Origin of the sequence: Corynebacterium tardum (assembly GCF_046717785.1) — a bacterium.
In the GTDB taxonomy this organism is placed as follows: domain Bacteria; phylum Actinomycetota; class Actinomycetes; order Mycobacteriales; family Mycobacteriaceae; genus Corynebacterium.
Map to the genome: position 1 here is coordinate 1,799,965 of NZ_CP177104.1, position 18,683 is coordinate 1,818,647.

At 63.4% G+C, this 18,683-nt stretch carries 17 protein-coding genes; 7 read left to right on the forward strand and 10 right to left on the reverse strand.

What is annotated here, in order from left to right; translation table 11 throughout:
• Nucleotides 1-7: 7 nt before the first annotated feature.
• On the reverse strand, nucleotides 8-3,583 hold the full coding sequence (gene dnaE / locus ACLI1P_RS08655; protein ID WP_411708577.1) for a DNA polymerase III subunit alpha: 3,576 nt from the start codon (nucleotides 3,581-3,583) through the stop codon (nucleotides 8-10).
• Nucleotides 3,584-3,647: 64 nt separating this feature from the next.
• Here dnaE and rarD point away from each other — a divergent pair, with 64 nt between their 5' ends.
• Nucleotides 3,648-4,550 (forward strand): EamA family transporter RarD, encoded by a 903-nt coding sequence (gene rarD / locus ACLI1P_RS08660; RefSeq protein WP_411708578.1) that lies wholly within the window; start codon nucleotides 3,648-3,650, stop codon nucleotides 4,548-4,550.
• A gap of 5 nt (nucleotides 4,551-4,555) precedes the next feature.
• On the opposite strand, the gene ACLI1P_RS08665 is transcribed toward rarD, so the two are convergent.
• The 7 genes from ACLI1P_RS08665 to lspA form a co-directional block, all read right to left on the reverse strand.
• Complete coding sequence (locus ACLI1P_RS08665; protein ID WP_411708579.1) at nucleotides 4,556-4,840, reverse strand: permease; 285 nt, start codon at nucleotides 4,838-4,840, stop codon at nucleotides 4,556-4,558.
• A 35-nt stretch (nucleotides 4,841-4,875) separates the two neighbouring features.
• Nucleotides 4,876-5,907 (reverse strand): IS30 family transposase, encoded by a 1,032-nt coding sequence (locus ACLI1P_RS08670; protein WP_411708580.1) that lies wholly within the window; start codon nucleotides 5,905-5,907, stop codon nucleotides 4,876-4,878.
• Nucleotides 5,908-5,952: 45 nt separating this feature from the next.
• Nucleotides 5,953-7,296, reverse strand: a complete 1,344-nt coding sequence (locus tag ACLI1P_RS08675; RefSeq protein ID WP_411708581.1) for an IS256 family transposase — start codon at nucleotides 7,294-7,296, stop codon at nucleotides 5,953-5,955.
• A 45-nt stretch (nucleotides 7,297-7,341) separates the two neighbouring features.
• Nucleotides 7,342-7,803, reverse strand: coding sequence for a hypothetical protein (locus ACLI1P_RS08680; protein ID WP_411708582.1), 462 nt, complete (start codon nucleotides 7,801-7,803; stop codon nucleotides 7,342-7,344).
• A 107-nt stretch (nucleotides 7,804-7,910) separates the two neighbouring features.
• Nucleotides 7,911-8,297 (reverse strand): hypothetical protein, encoded by a 387-nt coding sequence (locus ACLI1P_RS08685; protein WP_411708583.1) that lies wholly within the window; start codon nucleotides 8,295-8,297, stop codon nucleotides 7,911-7,913.
• A gap of 199 nt (nucleotides 8,298-8,496) precedes the next feature.
• Nucleotides 8,497-9,420 carry an RluA family pseudouridine synthase gene (locus ACLI1P_RS08690; protein WP_411708584.1) on the reverse strand — a complete coding sequence of 308 codons (924 nt, stop codon included), beginning with the start codon at nucleotides 9,418-9,420 and terminating at the stop codon, nucleotides 8,497-8,499.
• Nucleotides 9,413-9,880: a signal peptidase II gene (gene lspA / locus ACLI1P_RS08695; protein ID WP_411709711.1), complete on the reverse strand. Its 468-nt coding sequence runs from the start codon at nucleotides 9,878-9,880 to the stop codon at nucleotides 9,413-9,415. Before lspA ends, ACLI1P_RS08690 begins: the two co-directional genes overlap by 8 nt.
• A 68-nt stretch (nucleotides 9,881-9,948) precedes the next feature.
• On the opposite strand from lspA, the gene ACLI1P_RS08700 reads away from it, so the two are divergent.
• Nucleotides 9,949-10,908 carry a DUF6263 family protein gene (locus ACLI1P_RS08700; protein ID WP_411708585.1) on the forward strand — a complete coding sequence of 320 codons (960 nt, stop codon included), beginning with the start codon at nucleotides 9,949-9,951 and terminating at the stop codon, nucleotides 10,906-10,908.
• Between the two features lie 30 nt (nucleotides 10,909-10,938).
• Here the strand turns inward: ACLI1P_RS08700 and ACLI1P_RS08705 are convergent, their stop codons facing one another.
• Nucleotides 10,939-11,574: a hypothetical protein gene (locus ACLI1P_RS08705; protein ID WP_411708586.1), complete on the reverse strand. Its 636-nt coding sequence runs from the start codon at nucleotides 11,572-11,574 to the stop codon at nucleotides 10,939-10,941.
• Between the two features lie 105 nt (nucleotides 11,575-11,679).
• Between ACLI1P_RS08705 and ACLI1P_RS08710 the strand changes: the two genes are divergently transcribed.
• On the forward strand, nucleotides 11,680-12,600 hold the full coding sequence (locus ACLI1P_RS08710) for an asparaginase (RefSeq protein WP_296134210.1): 921 nt from the start codon (nucleotides 11,680-11,682) through the stop codon (nucleotides 12,598-12,600).
• Here ACLI1P_RS08710 and ACLI1P_RS08715 read toward each other — a convergent pair.
• On the reverse strand, nucleotides 12,597-14,018 hold the full coding sequence (locus ACLI1P_RS08715) for a DNA polymerase IV (RefSeq protein WP_296134208.1): 1,422 nt from the start codon (nucleotides 14,016-14,018) through the stop codon (nucleotides 12,597-12,599). The genes ACLI1P_RS08710 and ACLI1P_RS08715 overlap by 4 nt on opposite strands.
• Nucleotides 14,019-14,140: 122 nt before the next feature.
• Here ACLI1P_RS08715 and ACLI1P_RS08720 point away from each other — a divergent pair, with 122 nt between their 5' ends.
• From ACLI1P_RS08720 to ACLI1P_RS08735, 4 genes are read left to right on the forward strand one after another with little or no spacing between them, the layout of a single operon-like run.
• Complete coding sequence (locus ACLI1P_RS08720; RefSeq protein WP_296134207.1) at nucleotides 14,141-15,133, forward strand: ABC transporter ATP-binding protein; 993 nt, start codon at nucleotides 14,141-14,143, stop codon at nucleotides 15,131-15,133.
• A 37-nt stretch (nucleotides 15,134-15,170) separates the two neighbouring features.
• Entirely contained in the window at nucleotides 15,171-16,250 is a 1,080-nt protein-coding gene (locus ACLI1P_RS08725; RefSeq protein ID WP_296134206.1) for an ABC transporter substrate-binding protein, read from the forward strand.
• A 57-nt stretch (nucleotides 16,251-16,307) separates the two neighbouring features.
• Nucleotides 16,308-17,969 carry an ABC transporter permease gene (locus ACLI1P_RS08730; protein WP_296134204.1) on the forward strand — a complete coding sequence of 554 codons (1,662 nt, stop codon included), beginning with the start codon at nucleotides 16,308-16,310 and terminating at the stop codon, nucleotides 17,967-17,969.
• On the forward strand, nucleotides 17,962-18,573 hold the full coding sequence (locus ACLI1P_RS08735) for a metallophosphoesterase family protein (RefSeq protein WP_411708587.1): 612 nt from the start codon (nucleotides 17,962-17,964) through the stop codon (nucleotides 18,571-18,573). The genes ACLI1P_RS08730 and ACLI1P_RS08735 overlap by 8 nt, the downstream gene beginning before the upstream one ends.
• The last annotated feature ends 110 nt before the right edge of the window (nucleotides 18,574-18,683 follow it).

Consider the following 18,683-nt stretch of genomic DNA (forward strand, 5'->3'; position numbering starts at 1 on the left):
CTTAAATTCACCCGAGGATGCCCGCCCCCATCGTGGCCTTAAGGTCACCCATGAGGTTGCTCGAGCGCTCCACGCGCAGGTGATCACCCAAGACCATCATGGTGGACTCTTCGCCGTCGACCAGCGTGAGGTACACGTCGGATTCACCCTTGTTGTTGACCAGCACCTGCTTGAGCCGGGCAATGTTGTCCATCGTGCACTGGTCCGTGCGCATGGTAAGCCGCAGCGGCAGGCCCGCACCGTTGCCAGGCCCCAGGTCGGGGACGCGGATATCCGAGCAGAACAGGGACATGCGCTCGTCCCGGATCTTCACCTGGACCTTGGCCAGGATGATGTTGTCCTCCGCGATCTGCGTCGACACCAGCGAATAGACCTGGTTGAACACCAGGATGTCCACCTGGGCGCCGTTGTGGTCCTCCATGCTGACGATGGCCCACGGGGAGCCATCGCGCTTAGAGAAGCGCCTGTCCACGCCGGAGATGATGCCGCCAATGACCAGCTCCTGGCCGTTGCCCACCTCGCCGTTGAGGATCTTCGGGATGGGGGTATCAATCTGCGCGTTGAGGGCTTCCTCAAAGCCGTCGAGCGGGTGGCCGGAGACGTAGAGGCCCAGCATCTCACGCTCCAGGGCCAGCTCGTGCTTGCGATCCCACTGCTCATCCGGGATGTCGATGGCGAACGCGGAGACGGACTCGCCCTCCTCCTCGCCGCCGCCGAAGCCAGCGAAGAGATCGAACTGGCCTTTGTCCGCTGCCTTCTTGGTGGTCTGCACCGAGTCCACCGCGTCCTCGTGGATGAGCATGAGCCCCTTGCGCGGGTGCCCCAGGGAGTCGAAAGCGCCGGCCTTGATGAGGGATTCGGTCACGCGCTTGGAACAGGCGGCCAGCTCGATCTTGTCCAGGTAGTCGGAGAAGGAGGTGTACGCGCCCTTCTCCCGACGGGTCTTCACGATGGAATCGACCACTTCCCCACCCACGTTGCGGATAGCGCCCATGCCGAAGCGAATATCCTCGCCCACAGCCTGAAACGTTTCTTGAGACTCATTGACATCCGGGGACAGCACGCGGATGCCCAGGTGACGACAGTCGGCGAGGTAGATGGCGGACTTATCCTTCTTATCGCCCACGGAAGTTAGCAGCGCGGCCATATACTCCGGGGCGTAGTAGGCCTTGAGGTAGGCCGTCCAGAAGGACACCAAACCGTATCCGGCGGCGTGGGACTTGTTGAACGCGTAGGACGCGAAGGGCTCGATGGTGCCCCACAGTGCGTCCATGGCCTCCTTGGAGTAGCCATTGTCCTTCATGCCGCCCCAGAACTTGTCGTACTGCTGCGCCAGGACTTCCGGCTTCTTCTTACCCATGGCCTTACGGAAGCCATCTGCCTCGCCGGCGGTGTAGTTGGCCACCTTCTGCGAGATACGCATGATCTGCTCCTGGTAGACGATGAGGCCGTAGGTCTCATCAAGGATCTCCTTGAGCGGCTCCTCCAACTCCGGGTGGATCGGAGTGATTTCTTTGCGGCCGTTCTTGCGGTCCGCGTAGTCCCAGTGGGCGTTCACACCCATCGGGCCCGGGCGGTACAGTGCCAGCGACGCCACAATATCCTTAAAGCCCGTCGGCTTCATGCGCTTGAGCAGCTCCTGCATACCGCCGGAGTCCAGCTGGAAAATGCCCAGCGTATCGCCGCGGGAGAGCAGGTCGTAGACCTTGGAGGCATTGGGGTCGTCGGCGTGGAGGTCCTCCAGCTGGATTTCCTCGCCGCGGTTCTTCTTGATGTTTTCCAGGCAGTCACCAATCACGGTGAGGTTACGCAGGCCCAAAAAGTCCATCTTCAGCAGGCCGATGGCCTCGCACGCCGGGTAATCCCAGCCGGTGATGTAGGCGCCGTCGGCGGGGCGCTTCCACATGGGGATGTGGTCCATGAGGCGCACCGAGGCCATAATCACCGCACAGGCGTGCACGCCGGCCTGCCGGACCACGCCCTCCAGGCCGCGGGCGGTCTCATAGATCTTCTTGACGTCCGGATCCGTCTCAATCATCTGACGGACCTCGGCGGCCTCCGAGTAGCGGGCGTGATCCGGGTCGGTGATGCCGGCGAGCGGGATGTCCTTCGCCATGATGGCCGGCGGCAGGGCGCCGTTGATGCGGTCCGCCATCTGGAAGCCGGGCTGGCCAAAGTGTACCTTGGCGGAGTCCTTAATGGCCTGCTTGGTCTTCACGGTGCCGAAGGTAATCACCTGCGCCACCTTGTCCTCGCCCCAGCGGTCCGCGGCGTAGGTGATCATCTCGCCGCGGCGGCGGTCGTCGAAGTCGATATCGATATCCGGGGCGGACGGGCGCTCCGGGTTCAAGAATCGCTCGAAGAGGAGATCGTGCTCAATCGGGTCGATGTTGGTAATGGTCAGCGCGTAGGCCACGAGGGCGCCGGCGGCCGAGCCACGGCCCGGACCGACGCGGATGCCGATGGAGCGGGCATGCTTGATGAGCTCGGCCACGATGAGGAAGTAGGACGGGTAGCCCTTCATCTCAATAACGGAAATTTCGTACTTGGCGCGCTCAACGTACTCCTCCGGCACCTCCCCACCCGGGAAGCGATCCTTGAGGCCCTCCATGACCTCGTGGGTGAGCCACGAGGTGGGCGTGTGGCCCTCCGGCACATCCGCAATCGGCATGCGGTCGTGGGTGTGCTCCTCCCAAATCTCGCCGTAGTCCTGGACGCGTTCTGCAATCCACAGCGTGTTGTCGCAGGCCTCCGGAACCATCTCGTCCCACACCTCGCGCATCTGGGCGGCGGACTTGATGTAGTAGCCGGTACCGCCAAACTTGAAGCGATCCGGGTCCATGAAGGTCTTGCCGGTCTGCACACACAGCATGGCCTCGTGGGAGGGCGCCTGGGATTCCAACACGTAGTGACAGTCATTGGTCACCAGCGGCGGCAGGTCCAGCTTGCGTCCGATCTCCAGCAGGCCGTCGCGGGTGCGCTTCTCAATATCCAGACCGTGGTCCATCAACTCCAGGAAGAAGTTGTCCTTGCCGTAGATGTCCTGCCACATGGCAGCCGCCTCGAGGGCCTCATTAAACTGCCCCAGGCGCAGACGGGTCTGGACGTCTCCCGAGGGGCAGCCGGTGGTGGCGATGATGCCCTCCGCATGCTCCGCGATGAGCTCGGCGTCCATCCGCGGCCACTTACCCAGCTGTCCCTCGTAGGAAGCCAGGGAGGACAGCTTGAACAGGTTGTGCAGGCCGGTCGCATTTTCCGCCAGCATGGTCTGGTGCAGGTACGCGCCGGAGGCGGAGACGTCGTCACGCTTCTGGTCCGGGGTTCCCCACAGCACGCGCTTCTTATTGAAGCGGGATTCCGGCGCCATGTAGGCCTCGATGCCGATGATGGGCTTGACCCCCGCGCTCGTCATCTTTTGGTAGAAGGCGTTGGAGCCGTACATGTTTCCGTGATCCGTCATGCCCACGGCGGGCATGTCCTGGCGCACCACCTCATCGGCCAACATATCCACCTTGGCCATGCCGTCCAGCATGGAAAATTCGGTGTGGTTGTGCAGGTGGACGAAGGATGAGTTTTTGGCCATGCGGTCATCTTAGCGGGGACGTCAAACCCCCTGCGGCAGCCGCGGTTCTGTAAATTATGTAGCCGTGCTGTACACCATCGCTGCTTACCTGATGTGGGGCTTCTTCCCGGGTTTCTTCCCGCTGCTGCGCCCCGCCAGCCCCTTCGAGATTCTGGCCCACCGCATCGTGTGGACCGCCGTGCTCGTCACCGCGGTGCTGCTGGTCACCGGCGGGTGGCGCGAGCTCAAGGCCTTCAGCCTCAGAATGTGGGGATGGATGCTGGCGTGTGGCGTGGCGATCACCGTCAACTGGGGAACCTACGTCATCGCGGTCAACACCGACCACGTGGCCGATGCCGCGCTGGGGTACTTCATTAACCCGCTGGTCTCCGTGGCCCTGGGCATTGTCTTCCTCAAGGAGACCCTGACGAAGGCCCAGGTGGTATCAGTAATCATCGCGTTCGTGGCGGTGCTGTGGCTGACCTTTATGACCGGCCAGGCACCGTACTATTCCCTCGCGTTGGCCTTCAGCTTCGGCATCTACGGCCTGCTCAAAAAACGCCTCAACGTCTCCGCCATGGGCTCGGTGGCCGCGGAGACGCTCGTCATGCTGCCGTTCGCGCTCATCTACCTGGGCTACCTGCACGCCCAGGGCCAATCGACGTTTAGCAGCGAGGGCCCCGTACACATCCTGCTGCTGGTGACCTCCGGTCTGGTGACCGCGCTGCCGCTTCTGTGCTTTGCCCAGGGCGCAAAGCATCTGCGTCTGTCCACCGTGGGCATGTTGCAGTACATGACGCCCATCATGCAGATGCTGTGGGCGCTGTTTATCACCCACGAGCACATGTCCACCGCCCGCTGGATCGGCTTCGGCATCATCTGGGTGGCGGTCATCATCTACCTGGCGGACCTAGTGCGCAGGGGCCGCGCTTCACGACGTCACCCCCGCCACTCCCCACACGCCACCACCAACGAGACTGCCGCCTAACTGCCTTACTGCCTAACGCTTTTTCGCCGGCGCAGCTCCTCGCGGGCTTTACTCGCCCGGGCACGCTTGGCCGATTCTTCCTTGCCATTAAGCGCCCAGCGCGGCATGAGTATGGCCAAGGCGATGCAATAGAGGGCCACCATGGCGCAGATTGCCAGCGTCACTCTGTCGGTGCCGAGAAGCCCCAACGCGATGGTGGCCAGCGCGGTGATGATCGCTCCTGCCCACACCAGGGTGTAGGCAAAGCGGTAGTTGGCGGGCCACGTGGACGTGTCCGGGTACAAACGCACGCTATGTCTCCTGGCGGTTTCAAGTGGTGGATGCATCACTTGAATAGTTCTTGTATCTTCTCTTCGGGTTTATACCAGTTGAGGACCTTTCTGGGGCGCCCGTTGAGAAGGTCTTGAATGTGTTGGACATCCTTGTCGGTCAGGGTACTAAAGTCGCTTCCTTTAGGTAGGAAGTCTCTGACTAGCCCGTTAGTGTTTTCGTTGGTAGGGCGCTGCCAGGGCGAGTGCGGATCACAGAAGTAGACTGCTAGTCCACGTGCGATGCTCAGCTTGTCTACTTGGGCTAATTCAACGCCTTGGTCCCAGGTGAGAGTCTTGGTGATGTTGCGTATTTTGCCGGTGAACATCTCGATTAACTTGTCGACAGTTGTGGCGGAATCATGAACATCCAGTTTGCGGATCATGGTGTAGCGAGTACTGCGTTCCACACAGGTCACGAGTGCAGTGCTTCCTCCTTGTCCGATGATGAGATCGCCTTCCCAATGTCCTGGGACAGCGCGGTCTTCAACGCTGGCAGGGCGCTCGCTGATGCGGTAGTCCTCACCAATCCAGCTTCGATTACCGCGGGCTGGCAGGCGTGATTGTGGCTTTCGTCCGGTCCGCCCAGAACGCAGCGCTTTTTCTACTTTCAGCTCGTGGCGCAAAGCACCTTTAGCTTGGATGTAGAGAGCTTGGTAGATGGTTTCATGGCTAATTGACATATCCCCACCTTTACTGAAGCAGCGGGCAAGATAGTTCGAAATCTGCTCAGGCGACCACTTCGTGTTCAATCCCTCGATGACCAAGGCACGCAGCTGCGGGTTGGTATCGAGTTTGCGGGGTTTAGGCCTGGCTAAACGGTCCACAGCCCGCTTTTGTGCCACGAGGGCATCGTAGCCATGCTCAGTCATCCCACGGGCGATTTCCCTGCTAATCGTCGACTGGTTGCGGCCCAGTTGGGCTGCAATCTCACGGTGAGTAAGCCCCTGTTTAAGCAGGTAGCCTATCGCTATTCGGTCATGGCGGATAAGACGCTTTCCGCGTCCTACCTTCGATTCGGATTCAGTGGGATGATCATTGAGTATCAAACGCCCAGACAGAGCGTGTCAAGTTGTTTGTGTGTGGGGCTAGGTTTACAGGTATTTGTCGAAGCGGTCGGGGTAGGCCACGGCCATTTGGTTTATAGCTTGTTTCCAGCCGGAAACTCGGGCTCCTTCCATGAGTCTGCCGGCTGTCGCTGAGACTCGTTTGCCTTGCTTCGCTCTCTTTGCAGCTCGTTTGTCTTCGATATTGCAGATCATCAGCCATAGTGTCTTGAGCGCTGATTCATCGTTGGTGAACTGCACCCTGTTGCGGGTAGCTTTACGCAGTTCATTGTTGAATGATTCAATCGAGTTCGTCGTATAGATAACCTTTCTGGCCGCTGGTGGGAACTGTAGAAACGGTACGAAACGCTGCCAAGCATCTCGCCAGACCTTGACTGAGCGTGGATACTTTTCTCCCAATTCAGAGGCTTCAAAGTCGTCTAAGGCAGCCTTAGCTGTGGGTTCATCCGCGGCGGTGTAAATCTTTTTCAACGCGGCCGATACGCCGCGGCGATCCCCGTAGGCTACCCACCGGTTAGCGGCACGAATCAGGTGCACGATACAGGTTTGCACCATAGAGTTCGGCCACGTTGCCTCGACTGCTTCAGGCAGGCCTTTAAGCCCGTCACAGCAGACGATAAAGACGTCTTTGACCCCACGGTTAGAAAGATTGGCGCATACCTGCGCCCAAAATGAAGCGCCTTCTTCTTTGGCAATCCACAATCCCAAAATGTGCTTGATGCCGTCGAGATCCACACCGATTGCCATGTACGCGGACTTATTGACCACTCGGCCACCATCGCGGACTTTAATGCGCAACGCATCCAGGAAAATGACCGGGTAGAACTCGTCTAGCTGGCGGTTTTGCCAGACCATGACCTCATCGAGGACAGCATCGGTGACTGCGGAAATCGTCTCATGGGAAATATCAACCCTCATCGCCGTTGCCATATGGTGCTGGATGTCCCTAATTGTCATCCCACCGGCATACAAGCTGACGATCATGTCATCGACATCAGTCAAGCGCCTAGAACCTTTAGGAACCATAGTCGGCAAGAATGTACCAGCCCGATCCCTCGGGACATCAACGGTTACTGGCCCGTAGTTAGAATCCACGGTCTTTGGATACGACCCGTTGCGGTAATTGTCTGTCCCGGCAGCAGCTTTAGCGCTCCTGTCGCCAGACTCGTAGCCCAAATGGGCATCCATTTCAGCATTGAGCCCCCTGGTAATCGAGGCCTGCAACATGCCGCGAACCAGGTCATTGGCATCCGTTGTAGACGTGCCTAGGTCATCAATCAGCTTCGCGATCTCAGGGTTAGCAAGCAGCTTCTTTTCAATCGCATCAATCTTGGCCTTATCAGCCGGATCTCGTCGTGCCACAGTAGTCATTCTGGTCCATCTCCTCATGCAGGTTAGGTACCCACACACAAACCATCAGACACTCTCCCCAGACATGCGATTATGATGCCACGCTTTAACCGTGGCATCACTGCGATCAACTACCTGACCGGCCTGTTTATAGCTTTTGCCAGCATCAACAAGCTGTAAAGCTTTAGCGATGCGATCCCGCTGGTGTTGTGCGGTTCCACCACGGTTGCCTTGGACGAGCTCAAACCCGTCCTGGGCAAGGTAGCTATAGGCCAACCGCTGAGGGAACCCGACCTCTTTAACTGCGCTGAGCACAGACCGGCCGCTTTCAACCAAAGCAACAACGTGTTGATACTGCTCGTCAACCAAACTCCGCTGGCGCCGAGCACGGCTAAGGCCCTCAGCCTGACGCCACGCCCTCGCCTGAGCTTTCGAAACCCCCAACTCCTTCAGGATCAATGGCATCGGACGCGCATCATGCAGATACGCCTCCACAAACTGCTCACGTAGCTTCTTGTCACCTGACATCTACACAACCTCCCAGCTGTATAGATGCATTCACCACCTGAGCCCGCCCCTTCTTTTCTCCAGTACTTGCTACTGAGCTGCCGGCTCGGCCTGTCTGCCTTGTCGGCTTAGTCGCGCGCTACGTTCCCGCGCGGGCGCACGCCGAAAGAGCCCCACGCGGCATCGGCCGGCGCTACCTCTACGCTGTCCACTCTGGGGTCTGCGGCGATGGCGCGCAACTCCGCGCCGGCGGAGTACACCACGGCGGAATCGACGTTGCTCGGTGGCGTGCCGCCCGCCTGACTCGCCGCGGCGGCCACGCGGTCCAGCGCGGTCTGGATGACGTCGCTGCGGTCCGAGGCCGCGGTGGGCTCCGGCACGGCGACGGGGGCCACCAGCCCGATGACGATGGCGTCCATGCGCCGCGCTGAATTCAGGACTTCTGCGGTCTCTGCTGGTGACAGCGATTCCTGAAAGTTGACCAGGGCGTAGGCCGGCTGATCCGCCCGCGCCAAGATTCTTCGGCGCGGTCACGGTATTCGGCGGCGGTCTCGGAGCCGTCCGGGCCTAATTGGTCGCCCTGCAGCGCCGTGCTGGGCTGCGTGCCGAACATACCAAAGGCCAGAACCACCGCCAGCGCCATGACTGCCAGCAGCGCAAGGGCAGCGCCTCGGCGGCGCCGGTAGATGCGCTGGCTGGCGGCTCGTCTGTTGCTCATCCGCGCAGAACCTCAAGGGCGTGCTCGAGGTCTTCCGGGTAGGGCGCGGTGCACTCGAACCACTTGCCGGTGCCTGGGTGGGTAAAGCCCAGGGTTACCGCGTGCAGCCACTGGCGGATAAGGCCTACGCGCTGGGCCAGATTCGGATCGCAGCCATACATCGGGTCCCCCACGCAAGGATGCCCGGTAGCAGACATGTGCACGCGAATCTGGTGGGTGCGTCCAGTCTCCAGGTGAACCTCGAGGAGGCTGGCCTCGCGGAAAGCCTCGAGCACCTTGTAGTGCGTTACCGCCGGCTTGCCGTCCTCCACCACGGCGAACTTCCAGCCGGCGGAGGGATGGCGCCCAATCGGGGCGTCGATGGTGCCGACGATCGGATCCGGCAGGCCTTGGACCACCGCGTGGTAGGTCTTGTCCACGGTGCGCTCGCGGAAGGCAGTCTTCAGCTGGGAGTAGGCGCGCTCGCTGGCGGCGACCACCATAACTCCGGAGGTGCCCACATCGAGGCGGTGGACAATGCCCTTGCGTTCGGTAGGTCCGGCGTCGGCAAGCGCATAGCCCGCCGCCCTAAGCCCACCAATCACGGTGGGTCCCTCCCAGCCCAGGGTCGGGTGCGCGGCCACGCCCACGGGCTTGAACACGCAGATAACGTCCTCGTCCGCGTAGAGGACGTCCATTCCCTCCACCAGCTCTTCCTTGGGGATGAGCGGCTCCTCCGGGGCGGGCATCATGACGTCGATCCAGCCGCCGGCAGTAAGACGCTCAGACTTGCCCACGGCAACGCCATCAATTTCGACATCGCCCGCCGCGCACAGCTCCGCCACCTTGGCCCGGGAGATGCCCAGAAGCTTGGCCAGGGCCGCATCGGCGCGCATGCCTTCTAGCCCTTCCGGCACGGGCAACCTACGACTTTCACGCATCAGAGCCTTCAGCCTCCTTCCGCTCTGTCATAAACATCGCGATGATAAAGACCACCACGCCGCACGTAATCGACGCGTCCGCGATATTGAACACGGCGAAGCTGCCCACGGAGATGTAGTCCACCACGTGGCCAAACCAGAAGCCGGGCTCGCGCACCAGGCGGTCGATGAGATTGCCCAGCGCCCCGCCCGCAATCATGGCCAGGCCGACGGCCTGCCACCGGTCCCGAATCCGCGGAGCAGCAATGGCGACGCCGACGACGAAGGCCAGCTGGATGGTGGTAAACAGCCAGGTGGATCCCTCCCCGCCCATGGAGAAGGCCGCGCCGGGGTTGAACAGGAGATAGAAGCGGAACCAGTTGCCCAACACGGGCATTGCCTCACCCTCGGTGAGGATCGACAGCATCAGCTGCTTGACGACCTGGTCCACTGCGGCGACGGTGAGCACCACCGCAGCCATCATTCCGATATGTCTCCTTGCTTTCACCCGTTCTATTCTAAACAGCCCCATCCGGTATTTTGGAATGCGTGTTTCGTGTGAGAGTCCTATCCGTCCTGTCCGCCGCCGCCCTCGGAGTAAGTGGCGCGCTCGCCGGCTGTTCCTACTCCCAACCGGCCAAGCCGGTGGAAGAACCCGTGGGCCTACCGCTCGACGCCCCGCGCGTTACCGTCCTCGACCCCGGAGACGGAGAACACCGCGTGCTGGCCTTCCACGACATCGACTCTGAGCAAGAGCTCACCTACTCCGTGGCCACCGGTTTTGACCAGCAGCTGGCCAAGGACGGCAGCGAAAAAAGCGCGGAGTCCGCGGTCGAGGCGCAGGACAAGGTCACGCTCCCCCTGGAAGCCTCCGTGGAGGCGGCCACCCAGGACGTGGAGGGCCAGCTGCCGGCCAGCCGCAATGCCTTCGCCACGGTGGGCACGCCGGAGGCAGAGGGCGCGGATGTGTCCTCCGCTGAGGGATTCCAGTTTGGCTGGCGCGGCACCGATACCGGCCAGATGAACTCGCTGCGCCTGGCTGCCCCGCAGGCGGCCACGGATGAGGCGCGTAGCAGTGTCGAGCGCGCCATCACCAGCCTCACCGCCTTGCCGGTGGTCTTTCCTGAAGAAGAGATCGGCCCCGGCGCGCAGTGGAGCGTGGAATCCCGCGTGACGGGCGAATCCACGCTGCTGCAGACCACCACCTACACCTTGGACTCGCTGGACGGCGACATTGCCACCCTCAACGTCTCGGTGGAGCAGCGCCCTTCCTTAGGCGCGCTGTCTTTCGACGCCGCGGATGCCCCAGAGGAACTGCGAGGCAAGGAACTCAAGGTGGTCGACACCACGACGAAGTCCGAGGGCTCCGTTACCGTGGACCTGAGCAAGCCCCTGCCCACGGCGGGCGAGGTGTCCGTGACCACCGTCATCTCCTACGGCGCGGAGGGCTCAGACCTGCGCGTGGTGCAGGCCAGCGCCACCGATATGGAGTTCGCCTCCCGCGAGTAGCGGGAGGCTAAAGGAAGCCGTTGTAGGAAGCTACTGGGCGGGGGCTTCTTCCTGGCCGGCCGCGGGGGCGTCGGCAGGCGCCTCAGCACCGGCGCCGGCCTCTCCCTCAGCGCCTGCGTCCGCGCCGGCACCCGCGCCGTTGGTGGAGGCATCCGCACACATCTCCGGGACCTCCTCCGGCGGCACAATGTTGGTCACCAGCACGCAGGCCCAGGACTGGGACAGCTTCCAGGAGCCGTCCTCGTTGATGAACTCCACCTGGTCAGCGGTCTGCTGCTGGCCGTCCGGGGTGTTGATGTTGACCGTGGCCAGCGCGGAATCCGGCATCAGGCCGGGAACGACCGGGTCGACGACCTCAAAGGTGGCTCCGGACTCGGCCTGGGACTGCGCCATGACGTCGAACAGCTCCGGCGCCGTCTCGCTGCCCTGGACCAGCTTGACCTTCTCTTCCTGCGGGACATTCGGGTCGGCGGCCTTGGTCAGGATCTCGTTGAGCTGCTCCACGGTGGGCATCTCGGTGGTAACAACCTGGGACGCGGAGGTCTCGCCGGCGGTCTGGTCAGCGCTGATATCAGTGGAGCTGCCCTCGTCAGAGGACGAGCAGGCGGCGAGGGTGGTGGCGGCGCCCAGAGCCAGGATGGCGGCGCTCAGCTTGATGGATTTCACAGATACTCCTCGTGTAGGGGGTCGTGGTTATTTTCTTCACTCTAGCGCTCACCCGCCCCACCCTGTGGTTCCCGCGCAGCGTTGCGCCTGAAGTATCCTGGTGCAATGACTTTCGCGCTCATCGCCACCGGCGGCACCATCGCCTGCACCACTGCCCGCGATGGTTCCCTGATCCCCACCGTCAACGGCCACCAGCTGGCTGAATCCCTGGGCCCCGACATTGAGGTGGTGGAATTCCGCGCGCTGGACTCCAGCTCCATTACTTTGGCTGACCTCGACGAACTGCTGGCCTGCGTGCGCGACCAGCTGGCCCGCCCGGACATCGAGGGCGTGCTCATCACGCACGGCACGGATTCCATGGAGGAGACCGCCCTGGCCTTGTCTCTCTTTGACCTGGGCGCCGGCCCCATCGTGCTCACCGGAGCCCAGCGCGCCTTTGACCACCCATCTGGTGACGGCCCGCGCAACCTGCACGATGCTTATGACCTTGTGCGCTCCGGAAAGCCGGGTGTGTGGGTGCAGTTCGGCGGGAAGACCATCCCGGGCCGCGCGGCGCGCAAGTGGCACACCTCGCACCTTGCGGGCTTTGAAGAGCTGCCGGTGGGTGATTCCACAGTGCCTCCCCTGCCCCTAGCTCAGCTGGCGGAGCACCCCGTGGAGATCATCGCCGCCTATCCGGGCGCGGGCGCCGCGCTTGTCGACGCCTCCTTGGCCCACTCCTCCGGCCTCGTCATCGAAGCGTTGGGCTCGGGCAATATGGGCGAAGAGATGGGCACTGGCGTTGCTCGTGCCCTGCAGGCAGGCGTGCCCGTGGTGATCAGTACCCGCACTCCCTACGGAGCCACCAAGCTGGCCTATGGCGGTGCGGGTGGCGGCGCCACCTTGGGGGAGCTAGGCGCCGTGGCCTCCGGCGGGTTCCGTGCCGGCCAGGCCCGCATCATGCTCGCCGCGGCGCTGGCTACCGGAACCCCGGTAGGTTCTCTGTTTAACGCGGCGTCGCGTTCCGCGTCCTATACCGCGGGCTAGTCCCCCTCGCCGTCGTCGTCCTCTGTCGGTATCTCCTCCCACGCCAGCGAGTCCAGCGGATCGGCCGGGCGCAGCTGCTCGTCGTCAGCCGCGAAGGAGCGGGCGATACCCGGGCCCGTCGCGCGCGTTTCAAATCGCACGCTCACCACGCCGTGGCCGGTGCCTTGAATCCAGCCATGTCCATAGTCGGGATGGTAAACGTCCTGGGTGGCGTGCCAGCGCGGCACAGAGTCCGCAGAGTCCACCCCGCCGGCCGCTCCCTCCGCCGCGGTTGCCTGCCCGCTCGCGCCGGGCAGGTTATCGCTGACCCCGGTCTCATAGTCCGTATCCGGGGCGGGGCGCACCACCTCGCGGTCGAGTTCTGGGAAGAGGATGTCCTGGCGGGCGGCCTCCAGGCCCGAGTAGCTCACGCCCACGAGACGGATGGGCCCCAGCTCGTCCGGGTAGCGCGCGAGACTCTGCGCCTTCGCGGTGAGGATCTCCAGGTCGTCGGTGGCGTACGGCAGGGTGGCCGAGCGCGACTCGATGTGGAAGTCTGCCATCCGCAGCTTCACCGTCACCGTCCGCGCGCCGCGGCCGTCCTTGAGCAGGCGGCGGTGCGCCCCCTCCGCCGCGCGGTGAAGCGCCGCGTCTACCTCCGCCACCGTGTGCAGATCCTTCGGATAGGTGTGCTCGGTGGAGATCTGCTTGGAAATCGCGCGCGGGGCCACCTCGCGGTCATCGATTCCCTGGGCCAGGCGCCACAGCTGCAGGCCCATCACCCCGCCGAGGGAAATCTCCACCTCCTTCTGGCTCATGGCAGCCAGCTGCCCGATCGTCTCCACGCCGATGGCCGCTAGCTTCTGTTGCGTGACCGGGCCCGCGCCCCAGAGCTTGCCCACCGGCAGCGGGTGAATGAGCTCATCGAAGCGCTCCTGCGGCACCACGAAGGTACCGTCCGGCTTGGCCTCCCCGGAACCAATCTTCGCCGCCTGCTTGCCCGCGCCCGCCCCGATGGAGCTGGGAAGCCCGGTCTCTTCCCGGATGAGGCGGCGCAGGTTCTCGGACCACTCGCGGACGTCGTCAGGCGTGGCACCGACGAGTGCGGCAGGTTCCATGAAGGCCTCATCGATGGAGAGCTGCTCGATTACCCCGGCGTGCTCAGCAATGATGTCGAAGACCCGGCGCGAGGCCGCGGAATACACCGCCCGGCGCGGATTAACCACCACCGCCTTGAACCCGACGAGCTGCTGCGCGCGGAACATGGGCATGGCGGAATGGGCGCCGTACTTCCGAGCCTCGTAGGAGGCGCCGGCCACGACACCACGCCCGCCAGTGCCGCCCACCAGCACCGGACGCCCCTTAAGCGTCGGCCGAGTCAACTGCTCCACGGAGGCGAAGAACGCGTCCATATCGATGTGAAGGACCCAGCGTTGCATGCGCTCCAGTCTAAAACACCTCTCCGCTTACTCCACACGCCACCATTTGTTCACCTTTCCTTCGCCGCCGCGCCATGTAATTGCTCCAATTTATTTACTTTTTCGGTTTAACTTGTTTCCTCGTGAATTCTCCAGCCTCGCCTCAACACCCCTCCTCCCAGGCCCACGTGGTTCTGGAAGGAGTCAAGCGCGAGTTCGCGGACAACACCGGCCTGCACGCCACTGACCTCGTCATCAACCCCGGCGAGTTCATCTCCATCCTCGGCCCCTCCGGCTGCGGAAAGTCCACGCTCCTGCGCTGCATCGCGGGCCTCGAAACCCCGGACTCCGGCACCATCACCTTTGCCGGCAAGGAAGTCTTCGGCCCCCACACCAACGTTCCCGTCAACAAGCGCCACCTGTCCATGGTCTTCCAGGATCTCGCGCTGTGGCCGCACATGACGGTGGAAAAGAACATCGAGTTCCCGCTAACCACCGCCGGCAACAAGCTCTCTGCCGCAGAGCGCGCCGAGCGCGTGCGCACGTGCATGGACATGGTGGGCATTAGCGCCAAGGCCCAGGCCCGCCCCAACCAGCTCTCCGGCGGCCAGCAGCAGCGCGTCGCCATCGCCCGAGCCCTGGTGTCCAACCCGCAGCTGCTGCTGATGGATGAGCCCCTCTCCGCCCTCGATGCCGCCCTGCGCGTGCAGATCCGCGCCGAGCTGACCGCCCTGGCCCATGACCTCGGCCTGACCGTCATCTACGTCACCCACGACCAGTCCGAGGCCCTGTCCATGTCGGACCGCGTCGTGGTGATGAAAGACGGGCATATCGAGCAGTTCGCCGACCCGGTCACGTTGTACGACTCCCCCGCCACGGACTTCGTCGGCGGCTTCGTGGGCACCATGAACCGCCGCGCCGGGCTTCCCGATGTCCGCCCGGAAAACCTCACCGTCCTCAGCGCGGAGGAAGACATCGGCTCTTTCCCGCACCACGTGGACGGCATCGTGCGCACCGCCCAATACATCGGCGGGCGCTACGAGCTGCACTGCGACGTCGACGGCTCGGACACCCCCTGGGTGGCCTATAGCCGCACCCGCGTTCAGCGCGGGGAAGCTGTCCGTCTGGCCTACTAGACCTCTATTCATTACCTGCTACGCAAAGGACTCTGTCATGTTCTCCAAGAAATTCTCTGCCCTTCTGGCTGTATCCGCTGCCTCCGCCGTGGCCCTCGTGGGCTGCGGCTCCGTCGAGTCTGCTGACTCCACCGATTCCTCCGCCGACAACGCTTCCGGCTCTGAGACCTCGAACGCCCAGGAGTGGGAGGCCCCGGAGGGGCTCAGCGGCGAGCTGGACTACTACTCCGCGAACCCGCAGGGGCTTACCGACGCCCTCGTGGAGGCCTTCGAGGCCAAGACCGACGTGAAGGTCAACGTCTTCGCGGACACCACCGGCAAGATCACCGCCAAGCTCAAGGCCGAGGAGGCCAACCCGCAGGCGGACGTGGTCTACCTGGCGTCCTGGGCCGCTGCCTCGAAGCAGGACAAGGCCGGTGCGCTGGAGGAGTACACCCCGGAGGGCGCGGACAAGATCACCCCGTCGTGGGCCTCCCAGAGCGGTACCTTCACCGGCCGCGACGGCTCCGCCCTGGCGCTGGTGACTAACACCTCCGTGATCGACTCCGTCCCGCAGGACTGGGAGGACTTGGCCGACGAGAAGTACAAGGATCAGGTCATCATGCCGGATCCGCGCGAATCCGGCACCGCCGCCGACCTCATCGCCGCCATGGTGGAGCAGTGGGGCGAGGACAAGACCTGGGAGCTCTTTGACAAGCTCTTCGACAACGGCATGCTGGTGCAGGGCGCTAACGGCCCGGCCCTGGACCAGGTGACCTCCGGCTCCCGCGGCGTCGTGCTCGGTGGCGTTGACTACTCCGCCTACTCCGCCAAGGCCAAGGGCGAGCCGCTCGAGGTCGTCATCCCTTCCTCCGGCACCACCGTCACCCCGCGCCCGGTCATGATCCTCAAGACCACGGACAACAAGGACGCCGCCGAGGCCTTCGTGGACTTCATGTTCTCCGACGAGGCCCAGGAGATTTCCGCCTCCAAGAACATGATCCCGGCCAACACCGAGATCACCCCGAAGAACGGCCCGAAGCTGGATGAGATTCAGACCCTCAACGAGGACCTCGACGGCATTGCGTCCTCGTCCAAGGACGTCAAGGAAAAGTTCGCCGAGCGCTACCTGAAGTAGTCCGCTTCTCTTTCCCAGTTCATCTCTTCCAGTCCTCACGTTTCGGAGCAGCACGCCATGAGCACCACCACCCGCACCCCGCAGCGCCGGCTCGGCATCTACGCAGTACTGATTGTCCTGCTGGTCCTCGTCGCCGCGCCGCTGGTGTCGGTGCTCATCAGCGCAGTGCTGGGCTACCGGGACGAGCCCTCCTCGCTCCACAAGATTGTGGAGCCGGGCATGGGGCAGGTGCTGCTCAATACCATCGTTCTCTCCCTCCTTGTGGTGGTCTTTTCTACCTTGTTCGCTGCTCCCCTCGCCTTCCTGCGGGCGTGGACGCGGTATTCCTCAGCGAACTGGATAGAAATTGCCATCATGATCCCGTTCATGACCCCGCCCTTCGCCGCCGCGATGGCGTGGATGGACTTCACCCGCCGCGGCGGAGTCTCCGAAATGCTCTTCGGTCATGCGGTGGGCAAGCTCGCGCACGACGCCATCTACTCCGTACCGGGCATGGCGTTCATCATGGCGTGCGAGCTCTTCCCCTTCCTCTACCTCATTCTGCGCAACTGCCTTGCCTCCATCCCCGCCTCCTCCCTGGAGATGGCCCAAGTCGCCGGCGCGAGCCGCTGGCAGCAGGCCACCCGCATCATCATGCCGGCGGTCGTGGGCCCCTACTCCCTCGGCGCACTCATCGTCTTCATCAAGGCGGCCGGCGAGTTCGGCACGCCGGTGACGTTGGGTAATGCCATCGGCTTCAAGGTGCTGGTGTCCTCCATCTACCAGGACGTCACCATTGACCCGCTGAGCTTTTCCGACGCCGCCGCTTCCTCCTCCGTCCTTTTCGCTCTGGGCGTGGCGGCGTGGGCCTTCCAGCAGTGGGTATCTCGCCGCGACCTCACCGGCGGCGGACGAGTCTCCCGCCAGGTGGCGCTGCGTCTGGGAGGCGCCGGCACGGCGCTTGGCGGGGTGATCATTTTTCTCATCGTCGCCTGTTCCGTGCTCATCCCCTATATCTCCATCACGCTGGCAGCGATGACCATCCTGCGCTCCGCACCGCCGACCCCGCAGAACCTCACCTTCGACTACTTCGCCATCGTTCTGCAGATGCCCACCGCACAAGAGGCGCTGCTGCGCTCCATCGCCCTCGGCGCTATCGGCGCCACCACTGCCGTCATTCTGGGTGTTGCCATTACGCTGCTCACTCAGCGCACGAAGATGGTCAGCGCACGCGCGGCGGACTTTTTGGCTGTGGCCCCGGATACGGTTCCGGGCATCGTCCTGGCCATCGGCTTTATTCTCCTGTGGAACGCGCCGTGGCTGCCGTGGTCGCCGTACGGCACGATGGGCATCCTGGTGATGGCGTTTACCGTGCTGTTCTTGCCCATGGCAGTGCAAAACATCAAGACGTCCGCCGGCGCGGTCTCCCCCAGCGTGTATGAGGCCGCCGCAGTCTCGGGCGCGTCCGCCGGCCACACGCTGCGGTCCATCACTCTGCCGCTGCTGGCGCCGGGCATCTTTGCCGGCTGGCTGCTGGCGTTCTTCGTGGGCTTCCGCGAGCTGGTCATGTCCTCCCTCATCCGCCCCAGCCAGCTCAATCTCCTGGCACCGTGGATTATGAACCAGTTCGACCAAGGCCACCGCGCCGAAGCCATGGCCATGACCCTCATCGGCGTGGGCACCTCCACGCTGGTCCTCGTCATCCTCACCTGGTGGCAGAACCGGAGGGCCCGTGCCTAGCATCCTGGTTTTCGCCGATCTCCACCTCGGCCGCCCCGGCGCGCCCGGGCTCGAGTGGGCACTAGACATGCTCTCCCAGGCCTCCCACCGCGCCAGCGCCTGCGTGTGTCTGGGGGATATCATCGACCGCGCCGCGGACCCGGACCGGTTCCTCCCGCAGGTTCATGCCGTCATGGAGCGCGCGTGCGAGCTCTTCGCAGAGGTGCACTTCATTTCCGGCAATCACGACGTCCACCACAAGCTGCAGCTGCCGGAGGCTGTGCGCGTCCACTCCACGGAGGTTCATTCCTTCGAGTGCGCGGGCGCCACGGTACTGACTGCGGCCGTAGCCACGGACCCAGATCCGCGGGAGCTCGCCTTCCCGCCCCGCACCGCGGACGGGACACTCATTGGATTACTGCATTCATCGGTCACCGGGGAGTATTCCAAGGGCACGTGCCTGCCACTTACTCCCCAGACGTTGTCCGCCACTGGTGCCGACGCCTGGGTGCTTGGCCACGTCCACACCCCGGAGGTCCTCAGCCAGGATCCCTTCATCGGCTGGGTGGGCATGGGTAAAGCAGTGCTTGTCGACGTCCCCTCGGCCACCATCACCCGCCTCTAGCGCCCCTCCGCGCCCGAATGGAGAAGTGGGTCTCAGTCCCTTTCTGTGTGATCACTCTCTCACCATTCGCCCTGTCCACTGGACGCTGCCCACCGCATGCATGCATCATG